The following is a 15,653-nucleotide window of genomic DNA, read 5'->3' as shown; positions in this document are numbered from 1 at the left end:
GCGAGTGCATCGCTGGGATGGCTACTGCGCACTTGTCGGCTATGTGCCAGTCGAGTTTTCTAGTGGATGACAGGTTCCCCGTTACCAGAAGGGGAGTGAACGAACGGCCTGAGAGTCATCTCCGTCGCGGACATGGGGCGTGGTGATCGCGATTGAGTTTCCGTTGGTCAGACGTGCTGGGCTTCGCTTGTCTGAAGACTAAAGGCGACGCCCCTCGGGCGTCGTCTTCGATCACTTTTCCGGCTGTTGTCAGCGGTTGGATGCCTTAGAAGTTGTAGGACATGGTCGCATTGATAGAGTCGTATTCTGTGCTGCTGGAGCCCAGAGTGGTACGGCCGGCGATGGCGAAGTCCATGTGGGTACCGAGGCGGTGCGCGGCACCGAGTTCCAGCACGGTACGGTCGTCTTCCTCGTCGTCCAGGAAATCGGCGTCGCTGTCCACGTCGCTGGAGACGTCGTAGTGGTAGAGCAGGCTGCCGAATACTTCGCCGCTCAGGAAGTCTGCGCCGAACTTCACGCCACCGAACACTTCGCCTAGCTCGACGCCGTAGTCGTTGGTGCTGCCGAGGTACTTGCCGTCGAGGTCGTCTTCCATGTAGGTCCCGCCAGCAGTCAGGCCGGCGCGCAGGGAGCGATACTCGGGCAGAAAGTAGGTGCCGGAGCCTCGTGCGGCCCAGCGATCACCGTCGAGATCGATAGGCTCTGCCAGGTACCGGCCGCGAATGGAGCCGTCCAGCTCCTGGTACATGACGATGGTGTCCAGGACGATGGTGTTGTCGAGGAAGGACACGGCGCCATACGCGGAGATCATCTCGCCGTCGAGGTCCGTGCGGCCACCGCCGCCATGGTCCAGATCAATCTTGCTGTTTCCGGCGGCGATGCCGACCAGTAGATTCTCCTGCGTGAAGTCGATACCGAGCAGCGCCACCTTGCCATCGCCGGAGTAGCTGGAGTTGGCGACGTCGCCGTCGAAGTCGCTGACCTCGGTCGAGGCCCAGAGGTTGGTGCCGGACGGCCGGCCGTATTCGCCTTCGCCGCGCGGGAACATGGCCGAGTCTACCTGACGAATGATCGGGTTGAAGTTTTGTGCCAGCGCCTGCTTCTGGGCACCGCGCAGGGTCTGGTCGATATCCAGTGCGCCGATGCTGGCGGCCAGCGTCAGCGCCTCATCCCGGGTCAGTGAGTCGAAGCGGCCCGCGAACAGGACCTTGCCATCACCATCGCGCAGGGTGATGGGCGTGGTGCCACTGAAGTCGGCGAGGGTGGTACCGGCGGGGAGCTGCAGGGTGACCGGCTTGCCGTTCAGGCTGGCGTTCAGCGTGCTGGAGGTATTGATGGCATTCAGCGGGCCTTCCCACTGCAATGTCACCGGGCGACCTTCAACCAGGGCCGCCACGGTAAAGGTGGTGGCTTGGCCACTGTTGTCGTAGGCAGAATCCAGGCTCGAGGCGCTGGTGGATACCTTCACCGGGCTGCCGTTGACAAGCACCGTGCCGCTGTTGCCGGACAGTGCCTGCCTCAGGGTTGGGGTGCCGTTGGGGGCACTGAAGACCAGCGTGGACCCATCGTTCAGGGTGGCGGCACCACTCTTGCGATTCAGGGCGGACGGTCCACCGTCGAGGATGGTGCCGACCTGAGGTAGCGTGTGTCCGGTCTGGATCAGCTGATCCAGGCTGAGGCCGTTGGCGGCCGCAGTAATACTGCTGCCCAGCAGTCCCGCTGCGCTCACGACGGCAAGTAGTCCCTTCTTCATGATGTTACCTTTGCTCAATTGGGTGGTTCTGACCGGCGCTATTGCCGATGCAGTGGTTTGCCAGCGGCTGTTCCAGAGCCGCTGTGGACCTCGGCCGATCTTCTCAAGCCAACATCGTCGAAGGCTCCGCCCCCGCACAGTGGCGAGGCGCGCGATGGTTGCCGGCCTTTGAGGTGGTCATTTTCAATAGAGAGTGGCGGGTTCTATTACTGTATTCGTAATAACGGAGACTAATCGGTTCATCTCGATATGATGACGAATCCTCAGTCGTAGGTGTGATGCATCTTTGTAGAAGAGGGATGACCCTTTTTCAACGAATTTCGACAACTTTGCTGATGACTGCACTGTTATTGGTGTGATTGACGTTTCCGAGCATATTTAAGTAAAAGTATGCTTTTGTGTGCGTCCGCATTGCGGTCATGGCCCCCGATGGGGCGGACGTTATACGGTGAGATAATTCGGCTTTTCAGGGGCGTGGTAAAACGTTTTCGACGCGCCGTAGGGTGGCTATTCTGTCAGCCATTTCTGGTCAAATGAGGCCCATGTTTCAATCTGAAGCGTGGCTGGAGAGGCGTGGCTGGAGAGGCGAAAGGTGAAAGGCGAAAGGCGAAAGGTGAGAGCACAGCGGCAAGCGACGTCGCTACATCCCTCTTGGAGCACTGGGACAGCAGGCCCCGCTCGCACCGAGCTGGTAGCACGCCAACGGGTGACGCATTGGCCTTGCAACCGCGAGAGGCTCAGGAGGTGAAGCGTCGGGTTCGTCGGCCGGCGAAAGACAAGGCAACATGGCACAGGGTATCAATCTCTTGATGTCGGACTCACCGAGGAATTCTCGACAACAGTGTGAGTTGAACAAGGCCAACCGGTGCCGTCATTGTGTCAGCACTGGGCGGTATATCGTCGTCGCTATCGAGCTTGGAGTGACCGTGAAAAGGCGACCCAGAGGCGTCTACGGAATCTGCAAAGGTGGGTTGGGTCTCGTTGATTCAGCACTCGACTTCGGGGGAGTGAGGCCGTACTGACTCGTTTCCTCAGCGCTTGGTGTCCTGCCCTTGAAGATGCCCAAGATCAGAGCCGTCTGACGCTGTGCGGTCCATCGTTTGACGAGGCTTTCATCGCTCATCCTGCCCTTGCGCTATCGGCAAGGGAAACCTTGTTGTCGCGCGGTTCGGTGTTGGTGTCGTGGCCGAAGGCATCGAAGATCATGACGTTACAGCGTCAGCCAGGCCGCGGCGTGGAGCACGGGCCCGCTGGCGAGAAGCCGTAGCATCATCCTGCAGCGCCGCCGGGCATCCGCGCATGGATGACCCACGGTTTGCGTGGCGCTGCTGAGGAGCGGGCTTCGCACAAAAGGGGGCAGTAGCGTCATGGTTCTACTCCGTAGCCAGACCAGCGCACCAGGCGCTCCGACAGACATGCCGGCAACAGCGCGAGGCACTGGGTGCCCAGCGCCAGGGGCCAGGGGAAGCTGACGCGGGCACGATTGGCGGCGACCCCAGCCTGAATGCGCTTGGCGGCGCGTTCTGGACCGACCAGAAACGGCTTGGGACCGGGCATGGCTCGTGCCATGGATGACTCCACATAACCTGGCATGACCACCGTGACGCCGACACCATCGGCGGCCAGCAGCCCGCGCAGTGCCTCGCCGTAGGCCTTGATGCCGGCCTTGCTGGCGCTGTAGCTCGGGGTCACCGGCAGGCCGAACCAGGCGGCCAGGGAGCTGATGAACACCAATTGACCGCTGCCGCGAGCCTGCATGGCCGGTGCCAGGTGGCGGGCCATGTCGATGGGAATGCGCAGGTTGAGTTCGAGAAGCGCCCGGGCCTGGACGCCATCTTCACCATCGCGAGCGTGGGTAACGCCATGGTTCATCCCGGCGCACAGCAGCACCAGGTCGGGGGGGCGTGGCAGCGCATCGAGCCAGGCCTCGCGGGCGGGGTCGTCGTCGAGGGCTACCTGGCTAAGGCTGACGCTGGCCCCCTTGGCCTGGCACTCCTGGGCCAGCGCTTCGAGCACCTCCAGGCGACGACCGTGGAGCACCAGCTCGGTGTCGGCGGCGGCGTAGCGCCTTGCCAACTCGCCGCCGATGGCGCCGGTCGCCCCGGTAATCAGTATCAGGCGGCCTTGGGCAGGCATAGCAGCAACTCCTCCAGCGGGGTGAGGTCGGCGCTGAGACGCGGTACGCACTGGGCGACGGCGAGGTCGATCCCGCGGCGGCAATAGAAGCCACCATTGAGCTGCACGGTGTGCAAGAGAGTCTGGCGGAAGGCGTGGAACAGGTGCGGATCCGGGGCTTCGGGGTGGGTCCAGAATTCCGCCAGGCCGGGGGGCGAGACCAGCCCCGGCAGGGCGTAGACGGCTTGGCCCAGCAGCAAGGTCGGGCAGCCGTGTTCCATGGCCACCATGCCTGCTGTGCTGTTGACGGTCACCATGCCTTGAGCCTTCGGCAGCAGGCGGTTCAGGTCGCCGCTTTCCAGGTAATCGATACGATCGCCGATGGCAAACTCATCGGCCTTGCGCCGAACGTGTCGGGCGTAGTTCACCAGCCCCATGTCGAGCGGGTGGTTCTTGATCACCAGGCGGGCGTCGCCGGGTGCCTGACGGGCAAACGAGGACACTACCTTGTCGATGACCTCGAGCATGTTCGTATAGGGCGAGTGATGCTGGATCTGGGCATCGCCATTGAGCTGCAGTGGCAACACGAAATAGGGCGCCGATGACGCGGCCAGGGCCTCGATGCGCTTGGCATCGCGCGGCTTGTGATAGCGCAGCAGGGCGAAACGCTTCAGGTAGGCCGCGTACTCCAGCGGGGCCGTGACCGGCGCATGATTGCGATAGTGCGGAGCGAGCACCGGGTTGGCGGCGCCGGCCAGGTGAAACAGCACGTCGTGGGCCGCGCGGATGCGAAACGGGCTATGGAAGTGCTGGGGTGCCGGTGCCTCGCCGAGCCTTGAATAGGCCTCTCGGTACCAATCGGGGTTGCTGGGCAGGGTCGAGCGGGCGTTGACGCCTTCGGGCTCCATGGTGATCCAGTGTGGCCGAAAGTAGCCTTCCTCGAGCACCTGGGTGCGCACGCCGAAGGCCGGTGCCAGTGCCACCGCCGGGCGGTGGACCGGGCGCTGGTCACCAAACAGCACCTGGTCGGTGATGTTTTCATGCTCGTAGAGCCGTTGCAGAAACTCCGGCAGATCGCGCAACGACTGGCGATACAACCGGGTGCCGCTGCGACGCCGGTAGAGCAGGTCGCCGCCGTTGAAGTTGAGCAGATGCACGCGATGGCCATCGCCTGCCAGTCGGTCGGCCAGGCGGGCGGAAAAGGGGGAGCAGGGGCCCTGCAGCAGGAGAAAGGATTTACTGTGCGAGGTCATGTCATCGCCTGCCTTCAACGATGCGGCGGTAGAGGCGATAGGCTCGCTGCCACAGTCGCACCCTGGCGGCGCCCTGACGGCGGCGATCGAGCAGTGTAATGGCGGTTTCGACGTTGATCGGCTGGCCGGTGGCCGGATCGACGTAGTGCGGATAGAGAATCAGTGCTGCCGCGACCAGCTCATCGAGGGAAGCCCGCCGGCGGCGGCGGGCGGGGACAGTCGCGTGGTCCCGAGTCAGGCCCCAGCCAGCGTAGAAAGGCACGCCGTAGGTGGTCACTGGCTTGCCGCGCAGCAAGGCTTCGAACCCGGTCAGCGAGGTCATCGTATGGATCTCGTCGGCGTGTTCGATCAAGGCGGTGATATTGGCGTGGGGCAGGCAACGATCGTAGTTCTCGGCCGCGATGTCGTGGCCAAGACGCACCCCGCTGGTCACATCGGGGTGGGGCTTGTAGACGATGAAGGCATCCGGATTGAGCTCACGCACCCTGGCCAGCAGCGCCGCGTTGGTCGCGATCATCGTCGCGCCGGTGCGGATGGAGGCGTCGCTTTCGACCTGGCCGGGTACCAGCAGGATGCGCTGGTCAGGGGCGGCGGGAAACGACGTGAGCGCGTCGTGAACGAAGCTGTCGTTGTACTTGCTCAGCTTCAGGGTGACGAGGCGCTGGGTGATACGATGAGCGCGATTCACGAGGGTGGAGGAGAACTCGCCGCCCTCGATCAGCGCCTCAAGGTCGCTGGGTTGGCTCGGATCGTAGTAGATGCCGGAGCCATCGATGACCAGAGACAGCGGCCGATGCAGGTCGAGGCCGAGCCCGACCGAGCGCAGAAAGCCGTCTTCCATGGTCCAGCAGGCGATTGTCTGGTCGCCATCGCGGTCGGCACCTGAGCGTCTACTGGGATGTGCACGGGTGCCTGCAGTCTTGTCGCAACCGCTACCGACGCGAACCTGGTGGCCCCACACCAGACATCGCGAGGTGCCGGCAGCCTGCCCCGAGCCGGGGCTGGGCCGGATGGTGGCCGCTGGGTCGATGGAGGTGGGCGTGGCGTCGGCGCTTGCCAGGTGCTGAACACTGGCCTTGGGGCCGAGAAAGTCGCCCACGAAGCCACGCTTCCAGTGCGAGAACCCCAGTGCCCGCCAGGCGCCTGCGCCGCGCTCGATGTGCCGGCGTTGATCCGTCAGCAGGTCGAGGGTGGCCTCGAGATCGCTGAGTTGCCCGGTATAGGGGTTGGCGTAGCGGCAATAGCGCAGGTAGGCGGCGGCGAATACCCAGCCGAGGCTCGGGCGGCGCTGGCGTCGGGGGCAGGTCAGGCGGTCGTCCGTGAGGCCCCAGCCAGCATAGAAGGGCAAGCCGTGGCAGGTTACCGGGAGTCCGGCCAGCAGGGCCTCGAAGCCGAGTTGACTGGTCACGACGTGGACCGCATCGACGGCATCGAACAGCGCCCAGGGATTGATGTCGTCGGTCAGCAGGCGGCAGCGCGCGCGGTGGCCGGCCTGCATCAGGTGCCCAGCCTTGGTGCCTGCGACCACATCCGGATGGGCCTTGATCAGGATGTCGGCGTCCGGGTGGCGCGTGCAAGCGTGATCGAGCATGGCGTTGAAGCTTTGCTCGTCGGCCAGGCCATAGGCGATCGAGGCATCGCCACGGGTCTGGTCGACCACCAGAACGCGCTGGACACGGCTCGCCGGCAGGGCCATGTCGGGTGCGTGGTTGTACTTCGATAGGCGCTGCTCGCGCAGGCGAGCCATGGCGAGTTCGGCGCGATCGTGTTCACCGACGCGAAAGTCACCGTGCTCGATCATGGTTTCGAGATCCGATGGGCGCGATGCGTCGTAGTAGATGCCGCTATGGTCGACCACCAGGGAATGGCTGGCGTAGCCCTGGCTGGCGAGGCCCCAGGAGCGAACGAAGCCATCTTCGACGGCGACGTAGGGCAGGCCCTTGCGCTTGGCGAAACGGCGCGCCTTGTCCGCCGATGGCTTGTAGCCCCAGCCGACTACGGCCTGGTGCCGCCAGCGATGACGTTGGACCCAGGGACGTAACTTTTCGAATTCGTGCAGACAGGGGGCCAGCGCTGGTTGTTTGGCCATGGCGGCCGTAGCCAGGGTGGCATAGCGACGGGGGCACCCCACATCTGCGGATAGATTGACTCCCGGTCCCAAGGCTCACCTGATATGTAAGAAGTACAATAATTATGTAAGACGCCATGTTAGCAGAAGCCATGCTCGGGAAACTCTCACCATGTCAAAGGCGCCGCGGGTTGTGCGACATCAACGCCACAAGAGAGACGATATTGTAGGTCCGGCGGGCTTATCGTTAAGTAAAACAAACATGAGGTTTTTTTACTGGGATTTCTTTGCTGTTTCATGTCTTCTCGCGGTGTCGGCGCTCATTGGTGTCATCACGCCGTCGACGGCATACGAGGCAGCGCCCATGCATCTGACTAGCGGCGCTGATGGCGTGAATTGAGCGGGGCGTCGCTTTTGGTCTGATGGGGGGCAGGAAAAAGAGATCGGGACCGAGGAGAACGCACAACGCTGGGCCGTTTCGAGGAGTTTACCGTGCCGGTTTGGTCACGAAACCCAGGTCGCGACGCGATGCGCGCTATGCTCGTGCTTTCCTGCTGCAGGTCATCGGGTGCTGTGGTGTCGATCTGTTGTTGTCGATCTGTTGTTGTCGACCCGTTGTGGGCGATCGGGCCCACGTTGGATTTTCAAGGAGTGTTCCGTGAGCATTGTTCTTTCCCGCGCCAAACGCGATGCGCTGATTTCAGGCGTCGAGGATGCTGGCCAACTGGTACTGGCGATCTATCAGCGCGATTTCGATATCGAGCACAAGGCCGATGACAGCCCGCTGACCGAAGCCGACCTGGCCGCCCACCACGCCTTGATAGCGCTGCTCGAACGCCTGACCCCTGGTGTGCCGGTACTATCCGAGGAGTCCGAAGGCATCGATGCCAAGACGCGGCTGTCGTGGCACAGTTATTGGTTGATCGACCCCCTCGATGGGACCAAGGAGTTCATCAAGCGCAACGGCGAATTTACCCTCAACGTGGCGCTGGTGGAGAACGGCGTGCCGGTGCTCGGCGTGGTCCATGCGCCGGTGCTGGGAGTGACCTGGTTTGGGGTGGTGGGCGAGGGCGCCTGGCGCTACGAGGCGGGTCGGAGCGAGTCGATCAGGGTGCGGGCGCTGCCGGACCCGGCGGCGGCGCCCTGGGTGGTGGTCGGCAGTCGGCGCCACGGCGCACAGGCCTTCGAGGCCTTCTGCGAACGTCTGCCGGCTTATGAGTGCACGTCCATGGGTAGCTCGCTGAAACTGTGCCTGGTGGCCGAGGGCAAGGCGGATCTCTATCCGCGCCTGGCACCGACCTGCGAGTGGGATACGGCGGCCGCGCAGGCCGTGGTCAGCGCGGCCGGCGGCGAGGTGCTCGATGCCCAGAGCCTCGAGCCGCTGCGCTGCAACCAGGGCGAATCGCTGCTCAACCCGTTCTTCGTCGTCTGTGGCCAGCGTGACAAGCGTTGGGAGACGGCACTGAGCGCGGCGTTGGCAGAGTAGCCTTCGGCGAGAGGGCTGGAGGCCTACCCAGCCCGTGCTCCGCCTCTTTTCTGGCGCGAGAGATGCCTCCACGCGGGCTGTACCGCGAGTGTCGCGATGCCGTGTCTGGGGAGGAGATCGAACGTCAGGGCCAGGCGATGTTCGGCGTTCACGCGGTGGCCAGGGGGACGGCGCCTTCCCAGCGTTGAAGCCTGTCAGATCAGTGTCGCTCCAGTCGGTCGCTGGCACCGTGTGCCGAGAGCGACTCAATGTGATCGCCAACGTCGTCGAGAAGGCTCTGCATCAGAGCCTCCCGACGCTTGCCCTGGCGTCCCCTGGGCAACGGCAGTCGCTGCCCCACCCATGTCCCGCGACAAGGGGGCGATGATGACCCGGGTGCGAGAGGACGCGACATCGAACGACGATCTTCAGTCGCTGGCATGCAAGGCGTCGCGTATGCGCTGCGCAAACTGCGAGCGTGGGCGTCATCCATGTGCGGTCTGCCGCTTGGTGCCGATGATCTGCCGAGTGATCTCGGAGCACCATAGAGGGCGGGAAAAACAGTCATCCAGCAAAGGAAACCGTCCTGGCCGGGGAGTGGCGAGTGCCGGCCTCACCCGGCCAGCGGGGCCAGGGTCTCGACCAGGTGCTTGAGGAATTCGAGGCCGTGGTAGAAGTGGCGTTCGAGAAAGCGCCCGAGATCGGTCATCAGCACCATCAGCAGTGCCAGACCAACCGTCAGGGAGGTCGGGAAGCCGATGTTGAAGACCGTGAGCTGGGGGGCGGCGCGGTTCAAGATGCCGAGAGACAGGTTGATGATCAACAGCGATGCGACCAGCGGTAGGGCCAGCAGCAGGCCGGTGGCGAAGATGGTGCCGCCGTAGCGGGCCAGCAGGATGAAGGCCTCGGGGTTGAAGCGCTGGATGCCGATCGGCAGGGTATCGAAGCTTGAGATCAGGACCTCGAGTACGACCAGGTGGCCATTCACCGCGAGGAACATCAGCAGGGTGATCATGTACAGAAAGCGTGAGATGACCACCATGTTGGCGCCGCTGGAGGGGTCGAAGAAGGTAGCGAAGGCCAGGCCCATTTGCAGGCCGATGAAATCCCCGGTGGCCATCACCACCGACAGCATCACGCGTATCGTCAGGCCGATGGCGGTGCCGATGACGAGCTGCTCGACGACCAGGCCGAGGCCGGCCCAGGAGGCGACCGGAATATTCGGCAGAGGCGGCAGCGTCGGCGCGATCACGACGGTGATGGCGGCGGCGAGTCCGATCTTGGCCTGGGTCGGCACCGAGCTGTGGCCCCACAGCGGCGCGCTCAGCATCAATCCGGTGATGCGGATGAAGGGCCACAGGAAAGCGGATAGCCAGGCGTGCAGCTGGTCGAAGCTGACCTCGATCATGGGCGCCGGCCTAGGGGTTGGCATAAGGGCTGGCATAAGAGCTGGCCGTGGCCGTGATGGGCGAGCGAGTGGGGCACGAGGCGCGCTAGGACACGATGCTTGGGATGCTGGTGAAGAGCTCCCGGGTGAAGGTGATGATCAGCTGCAACAGCCACGGGCCCGCCAGCACGAGTACGGCGAACACGGCGAGGATCTTGGGGATGAACGACAGGGTCATCTCGTTGATCTGGGTGGCGGCCTGGAACAGGCTGACCAGCAGCCCGGTAAACAGGGCCGTCAGCAGCAGCGGGGCGCCCAGCAGCAGGGTGACTCGCATGCCCTGGTAGGCCATGCCCATGACGGTTTCGGGATGCATCGAGGGTCTCTCCCCGGGTCGGTGGCGCGAGGCGCTTGCCTGGCGGCCATGGTGGGTGGCAATGGGTATGCCTGGGTCGCCGACGACTAGACGTAGAAGCTCTCGGCCATGGAGCCGATGATCAGCTGCCAGCCATCGACCAGTACGAACAGCATCAGCTTGAACGGCAGCGAGATGGTGATCGGTGGCACCATCATCATGCCCAGCGACATCAGGGTGCTGGCGACCACCAGGTCGATGATCAGAAACGGAATGAAGATGGTGAAGCCGATCTGGAAGGCGGTCTTCAGCTCGCTGGTCACGAACGCCGGCACCAGCACTTGCATGGGGACGTCTTCGGGGCCGGCCATGGGGCCGATGTCGGCCAGGCGGGCGAACATCGCCAGGTCCGGTTCCCGGGTCTGGCCGAGCATGAACTCGCGAAACGGCTCTTGCGCACGCAGCACGAACTCGCCGAAGTCGATCTGGTCGGCGGACAGCGGCGCCCAGGCCTGTTGATACACCTCGGACAGCACCGGTGACATGATGAAGGCCGTCAGGAACAGGGCCAGGCCCAGCAGCACCTGATTGGGCGGCGTGGAGGCGGTGCCCATGGCGGTACGCAAGAGGCTCAGCACGATGATGATGCGGGTGAAGCTGGTCATCATCAGCAGCATCGTCGGCAGGAATGCCATGGCGCTGAGCAGCAGCAGCGTCTGCAGCGACAGCGACCACTTCTGGCCGCCACCGGCCATGGGCTCGGTGATGACGCCGGGGATCTGCTGGGCGAGGGCGGCGTCGCTGAAGCTGGCCAGCAGGGTCAGCGTCAGCACGGCGAGGGCGAAGGCCGACAGGCGCTGCACCCGGCGCGGTGCCCAGCGAGGCGATGCGCTGCCAGAGCTAGAGCCAGAGCCAGAGCCGGTGACGATGGCTAAGGCCGATGGCGTTGTCGCGATAGCCGTCATTGGTCGTGGCCTCTGCCGCCGAGGTTGGCCTTCATGGCCTGGGCAAAGCGCGCGCCAAAGCTTGCCTGGGGGTCGATGCCGGCGTCATGGCGGACGCGGCTTTCGCCGGCCGAGGCCTGGGCGTCCATGGTCGACTGCGGTGAGTCCGAGCCCGAGCCCGAATCTGAGCCGGCCCCCGCGGGAGCGCCGCGGGCCGGCAGGCTGTCCAGGGGGGTGATCTGGCCACCGCCGACACCGAGGACCAGCCACCGGTCTTCGACTTCCACCACCACCACCCGCTCGCGATTGCCCACGGCGGTGCTGCCGACCACCTGGAGGTGGGCACGATGGGCGGTACGCCCCAGGCCGCGGCGCTTGAGCAGCGCGGCAAGGCCGAGGATCACGATCACGATCAGCGCCAGGGCGCCGGCGGTCTTGCCGAGCATGGCGAGACCGAGTAGACCGTCGTCCGCGGACGACGGGGAGCTCTCGGTGGACGCGGCGACCGTTTCGCTCACCGAGCCGGGGCGGGTGAGATCGCCATCGACGGCCAGTGCGGCGCTGGCGTCGATCACGGCAGGGGAGGAGTCGGCGGTACTCATCGGTTGAGTTTCTGGACCCGCTCGGAGGGCGTGATGATCTCGGTGATGCGGATGCCGTAGCGGTCTTCGACCACGACGACTTCCCCCTGGGCGATCAGGTAGCCGTTGATCAGGATATCCATCGGCTCGCCGGCCAGGCCTTCGAGCTCCACCACCGAGCCCTGGGCAAGCTCCAGCAGCTGCTTGATGGTCAGGCGGGTGCGGCCGAGCTCGACGCTGAGCTTGACCGGGATGTCCATGATCATCTCGAGATCCCGGGCGGCACCGCTGTTGGCGCCTTCGCCGAGGGGACGAAAGACGCTGTCGCCGGCGGCCTTGGCAGGCGATGGCGCCGGGCTAGCCGCGGCGTCGGCCTGGCTGGCCGACGCCGGTGTCTGTTGGATCTGTTCGTGCTGGGCTTGTTCTTCCAGCGCTTCGGCCCAGGGATCCTCGTCCGGCGCGGCACCCTCGGCGTCGCCTTGTTCGTTCATGGCGGCGGCCCAGTCGTCGTCGCCAACCGGGTCGTTGGGCTTGTTGGGGTCAGTCATGGTGCGATTCCTTGGAAGGGGGCCGTGAGACTTTGACGAAGGCGTTGGCGGGGCTGTGGCCGGCGCCATGATCGAACATGCGCAGCACTCTCAGCGCGCGTTGCTCGTGCTGACTGCCGTACTCGCATTCCATGACCGGGACGCCGTCGACCCGGGCGGTTACCGTCTCGGGCAGCTCGAGGGGCAGGATGTCGCCGACCGTAAGGCTCATCACCTCGGAGATGCGCGAGGGCAGGTCGGCGAAGTCCGCCACCAGTTCCACCTGGGAATGGCGCAGCTCGCCGGCCATGCGTCGATGAAAGGCGCCGTCCTTGTCGCGGTTGCCGTCGCTCAACGGGTTGGTCAGCAGGTCCCGCAACGGCTCGATCATGGCGTAGGGGATGCAGATCTGGAAGCTCGAGGCCAGGTTGCCGACTTCCAGATGAAAGTCGGTGTTGACCACGATTTCGTTGGGCGAATTGGTGATGTTGGCGAATTTCGACTGCATCTCCGAGCGCAGGTAGGAGATGTCCAGCGGGTACACCGACTTCCACGCTTCGCTGTAGGCGTCGATGGCCAGTTGCAAGACCCGCTGGATGATGCGTTGTTCGGTATTGGTGAACTCGCGGCCTTCGGACTTGGTCAGAAAGCGCCCGTCGCCGCCGAACAGGTTATCGACCACCATGAACACCAGGCTCGGGGGAAACACGATCAGGGCGGAGCCCTTGAGCGGTTTCATGGCGATGATGTTGATGTTGGTCGGCACCGGCACGTTACGCGCGAACTGGCTGTAGCTCTGGTAGCGAACCGCCTCGACGGTGATGTCGGCGCTGCGTCGGAGCAAATTGAAGACGCCGGTGCGAAAGTGCCGGGCGAAGCGTTCGTTGATGATATCCAGCGCCTGGAGGCGCTCGCGGATGATGCGGTGCTGGGTGGCCGGGTCGAACGCGCGTATGCGGCCCTTGGGGCCGCTGGCCGCCGGGCTCACGGGCTCGTCGTCACCGCTGACGCCATTGAGCAAGGCGTCGATCTCTTCTTGAGAGAGCAGGTCGTCTTGGGACATGGAAATGGCCTGCCTATTGCACGATGAACTCGGTGAAGAGCACCTGGTCGATGTGAAGCTCGGTCTGGCCGCCGTCGAGGGCGTCGGACAGCCGCGCGACGATCTCATCGGCCAGGCGCTGCTTGCCTTCGGCATTGGAGATATCGCCAGGCGCCTTGCCCGACAGCAGCAGGACCAGACGATTGCGGACCTGGGGGCGATAGGTAGCCAGGGCCTCCTGGGTTGCCGCGTCTTTCACCTTGAGGGTGAGGCCGGCATAGAGCAGGCGGGGCCCATCGCCGTCTTCGGCCAGGTTGACGGTGAAGGGGTCGAGGCTGACATAGATCGGCGGCGCCGCCACGGCGGGGGCGACCGCCTGTTGCAGGGTCTCGCCGGCGTGGGCGAAGCCGTCATCGCCGCGGTCCTGGTAGAGCAGGTAGAAGGCGGCGGCCGCCGCGGAGGAGGCCAGCACGACGAGGATCACCAGTATCCAGGTCAGCGCACGAGATTTCGCCATGTCCTTGTGTTCCTCAATCAAAACGCCGGGCGCTGGCGCCAATGGAAGCGGTGGACCCCGTGACCGTGGTCGGGGCGCGGGGAGGTAGCTCAGTATGGCGCCGGAGAAGGATCGGCGATGGCTCGAACAGGCGTCGTCTTCACGCCTATCTTGAGAGTTTGTGACCGGCCTGGGCGGGTCCGTCCTTTGCCGCGCCGACGGGCTGTCGCTCAGCGCGGCTCGCGCCCTCAGGCGTAAAGGTCGACCCGGCCGTCGAGCGCCACCGCGGGCCGTGAATCGGTCGCACCACGCTCGGCGCCGACGTCAGCGCCGGGCTGGGAACTCGTGATCGGCCCGCCAGGGCCGCCGCTCTGGCGGGCCTCGGCGAAGCGCTCTTGCTGGCCCTGGCCATGGTCGCTGACCGAGGCTTCACCGAGGCTGATGCCTTGTTCTTCAAGGGCCTCACGCAGCTGCGGGATGGCTTGCTCCACGGCTTGGCGCACCGGCGCCTGGGCGGACAGGAACTGGGCGTGGGCGCCGTGCTCGCCAAGGCGCAGACTCACCGTGAGAGGGCCGAGTTCGGCGGGGTTCAGGCGCAGCTCGATGCGCTGCTCCCCGTGGCCGTCGGTGCGGCCGAGCCGCGCCATGACGCTGCCGAGCTGGGTGTTCCAGGCCTGGCTGGCGAGGGGGGCAGTCAGGGTGGCCTGAGCCAGCGTTGGGTTCGACGCCGTGGGATGGGCTGTGGCTGGTGAGGCGGCACCCGCCACCATCGTCTCCGCCCCGCGCGGCGTGCTCGCCTCGCCAAGGCCTCTGTCCATGGCCGCCGGGACGTCCAGGGTAGCGCCCTGGGTGCGTGGGGCGGAAGGCGCGAGGCTTGGCGTGGCATCGTCGGAGGCCAGGCTCTGGAGGGCGCCAGTGGCGGTGCCGGAAGTGTCTGGTGTGCCTGCCTGCCGTGCGACGGCCTGGGCCATAGGCGTGATGCCATTGGCCGATGCCCGCGTATCGTCGACCGGGGCCCCGGTGGGGGGGGGCGAGGCGCGAAGGCCCCGCGCCGCCGCCTGGAGGGCGGTGGTCAGGGGTGACGCCGAGGCGTCGATCATCGCCGGGGCATCGACCTTGAGGGGGGAAGCCGCGGTAGCGGTGGCGGTAGCGGTGGCGAGGCCGGCGGGGCGAGCGGCGACCTGAGCCATGACCGCCAGGCGCTCGCGGGCGTTGGCCACGGCGCTGGCCGCGTGTCCCGCGTCGGCGACCGTTGCCAGGCGCTGCCCCGCCTCGCCTGGCGTACCGCCGACGGTGACGGTAGCCGCGGCCTGGGGCTCGGCGGCGAGGGCGGCGAACCAGGGCGACAGCTCGCTGAGGGTCGTGGCGGTGGCGTTGCCATCGTCGCCCTGGGCTGAGTCGTTCAGGCCGTCACCGAGGCGGTCGTTGAGGTTCGGCGTCTCGTCGCCGGTGAGCGGGGCCTGGCTTCCGCCTTGGCCCTGGCCCTGGACCTGATTCTGGTTCTGGCTGGGCGGCGTAGCGGCCTGCTCGCCAGTAGGCGTCAGGCTGGCCAGGCGCTGGGCGAATTCGCCCGGGCTAGCCGCCGCGGTGCCGGTGGTGCCGCCTCGAGTGGCGGCGGGCCCGGCCGAGGGCGCGAGCAGCGAAATATCCATGGGCGAAACTCCTTC

Annotated in this window: 13 protein-coding genes; 1 reads left to right on the top strand and 12 read right to left on the bottom strand. The window is 65.3% G+C overall.

The genetic code is table 11. The annotated features are described in order from the left end of the window. Window positions 1-265: 265 nt before the first annotated feature. From ACUN9Y_RS15200 to ACUN9Y_RS15185, 4 genes are all read right to left on the bottom strand, one after another. Window positions 266-1,753, bottom strand: a complete 1,488-nt coding sequence (locus tag ACUN9Y_RS15200) for an autotransporter outer membrane beta-barrel domain-containing protein (RefSeq protein WP_445461563.1) — start codon at window positions 1,751-1,753, stop codon at window positions 266-268. 1,365 nt (window positions 1,754-3,118) lie between these two features. Continuing rightward, window positions 3,119-3,889, bottom strand: coding sequence for an SDR family NAD(P)-dependent oxidoreductase (locus ACUN9Y_RS15195; protein ID WP_445461562.1), 771 nt, complete (start codon window positions 3,887-3,889; stop codon window positions 3,119-3,121). After that, entirely contained in the window at window positions 3,868-5,121 is a 1,254-nt protein-coding gene (locus ACUN9Y_RS15190; RefSeq protein WP_445461561.1) for a capsule biosynthesis protein, read from the bottom strand. Before ACUN9Y_RS15190 ends, ACUN9Y_RS15195 begins: the two co-directional genes overlap by 22 nt. A 1-nt stretch (window position 5,122) precedes the next feature. Next, window positions 5,123-7,210, bottom strand: a complete 2,088-nt coding sequence (locus tag ACUN9Y_RS15185) for a capsular polysaccharide biosynthesis protein (protein ID WP_445461560.1) — start codon at window positions 7,208-7,210, stop codon at window positions 5,123-5,125. A 637-nt stretch (window positions 7,211-7,847) separates the two neighbouring features. Here ACUN9Y_RS15185 and cysQ point away from each other — a divergent pair. Beyond that, on the top strand, window positions 7,848-8,675 hold the full coding sequence (gene cysQ / locus ACUN9Y_RS15180) for a 3'(2'),5'-bisphosphate nucleotidase CysQ (RefSeq protein ID WP_445461559.1): 828 nt from the start codon (window positions 7,848-7,850) through the stop codon (window positions 8,673-8,675). A 592-nt stretch (window positions 8,676-9,267) separates the two neighbouring features. On the opposite strand, the gene fliR is transcribed toward cysQ, so the two are convergent. The 8 genes from fliR to ACUN9Y_RS15140 form a co-directional block, all read right to left on the bottom strand. Next, window positions 9,268-10,062, bottom strand: coding sequence for a flagellar biosynthetic protein FliR (gene fliR, locus ACUN9Y_RS15175; RefSeq protein WP_445461558.1), 795 nt, complete (start codon window positions 10,060-10,062; stop codon window positions 9,268-9,270). 85 nt (window positions 10,063-10,147) lie between these two features. Beyond that, window positions 10,148-10,417 carry a flagellar biosynthesis protein FliQ gene (gene fliQ, locus ACUN9Y_RS15170; RefSeq protein ID WP_445461557.1) on the bottom strand — a complete coding sequence of 90 codons (270 nt, stop codon included), beginning with the start codon at window positions 10,415-10,417 and terminating at the stop codon, window positions 10,148-10,150. Window positions 10,418-10,503: 86 nt separating this feature from the next. Beyond that, on the bottom strand, window positions 10,504-11,361 hold the full coding sequence (fliP, locus tag ACUN9Y_RS15165; RefSeq protein ID WP_445461556.1) for a flagellar type III secretion system pore protein FliP: 858 nt from the start codon (window positions 11,359-11,361) through the stop codon (window positions 10,504-10,506). Next, window positions 11,358-11,942 carry a flagellar biosynthetic protein FliO gene (gene fliO, locus ACUN9Y_RS15160; protein WP_445461555.1) on the bottom strand — a complete coding sequence of 195 codons (585 nt, stop codon included), beginning with the start codon at window positions 11,940-11,942 and terminating at the stop codon, window positions 11,358-11,360. Before fliO ends, fliP begins: the two co-directional genes overlap by 4 nt. After that, the gene (fliN, locus tag ACUN9Y_RS15155) at window positions 11,939-12,469 is read right to left on the bottom strand and encodes a flagellar motor switch protein FliN (protein ID WP_445461554.1); all 531 of its coding nucleotides are present in this window, start codon (window positions 12,467-12,469) and stop codon (window positions 11,939-11,941) included. Before fliN ends, fliO begins: the two co-directional genes overlap by 4 nt. After that, window positions 12,462-13,511 carry a flagellar motor switch protein FliM gene (gene fliM, locus ACUN9Y_RS15150; RefSeq protein WP_445461553.1) on the bottom strand — a complete coding sequence of 350 codons (1,050 nt, stop codon included), beginning with the start codon at window positions 13,509-13,511 and terminating at the stop codon, window positions 12,462-12,464. Before fliM ends, fliN begins: the two co-directional genes overlap by 8 nt. Window positions 13,512-13,524: 13 nt before the next feature. Continuing rightward, a complete protein-coding gene (gene fliL / locus ACUN9Y_RS15145; protein ID WP_445461552.1) occupies window positions 13,525-14,007 on the bottom strand; it encodes a flagellar basal body-associated protein FliL in 483 nt (160 codons plus the stop codon). Window positions 14,008-14,234: 227 nt separating this feature from the next. Further along, the gene (locus ACUN9Y_RS15140; protein WP_445461551.1) at window positions 14,235-15,638 is read right to left on the bottom strand and encodes a flagellar hook-length control protein FliK; all 1,404 of its coding nucleotides are present in this window, start codon (window positions 15,636-15,638) and stop codon (window positions 14,235-14,237) included. Window positions 15,639-15,653: the final 15 nt, after the last annotated feature.

It is taken from the genome of Halomonas sp. V046, assembly GCF_052645355.1.
The sequence above is the reverse complement of the archived record's forward strand: the minus strand, read 5'-3'. Positions and strand labels throughout refer to the sequence as shown.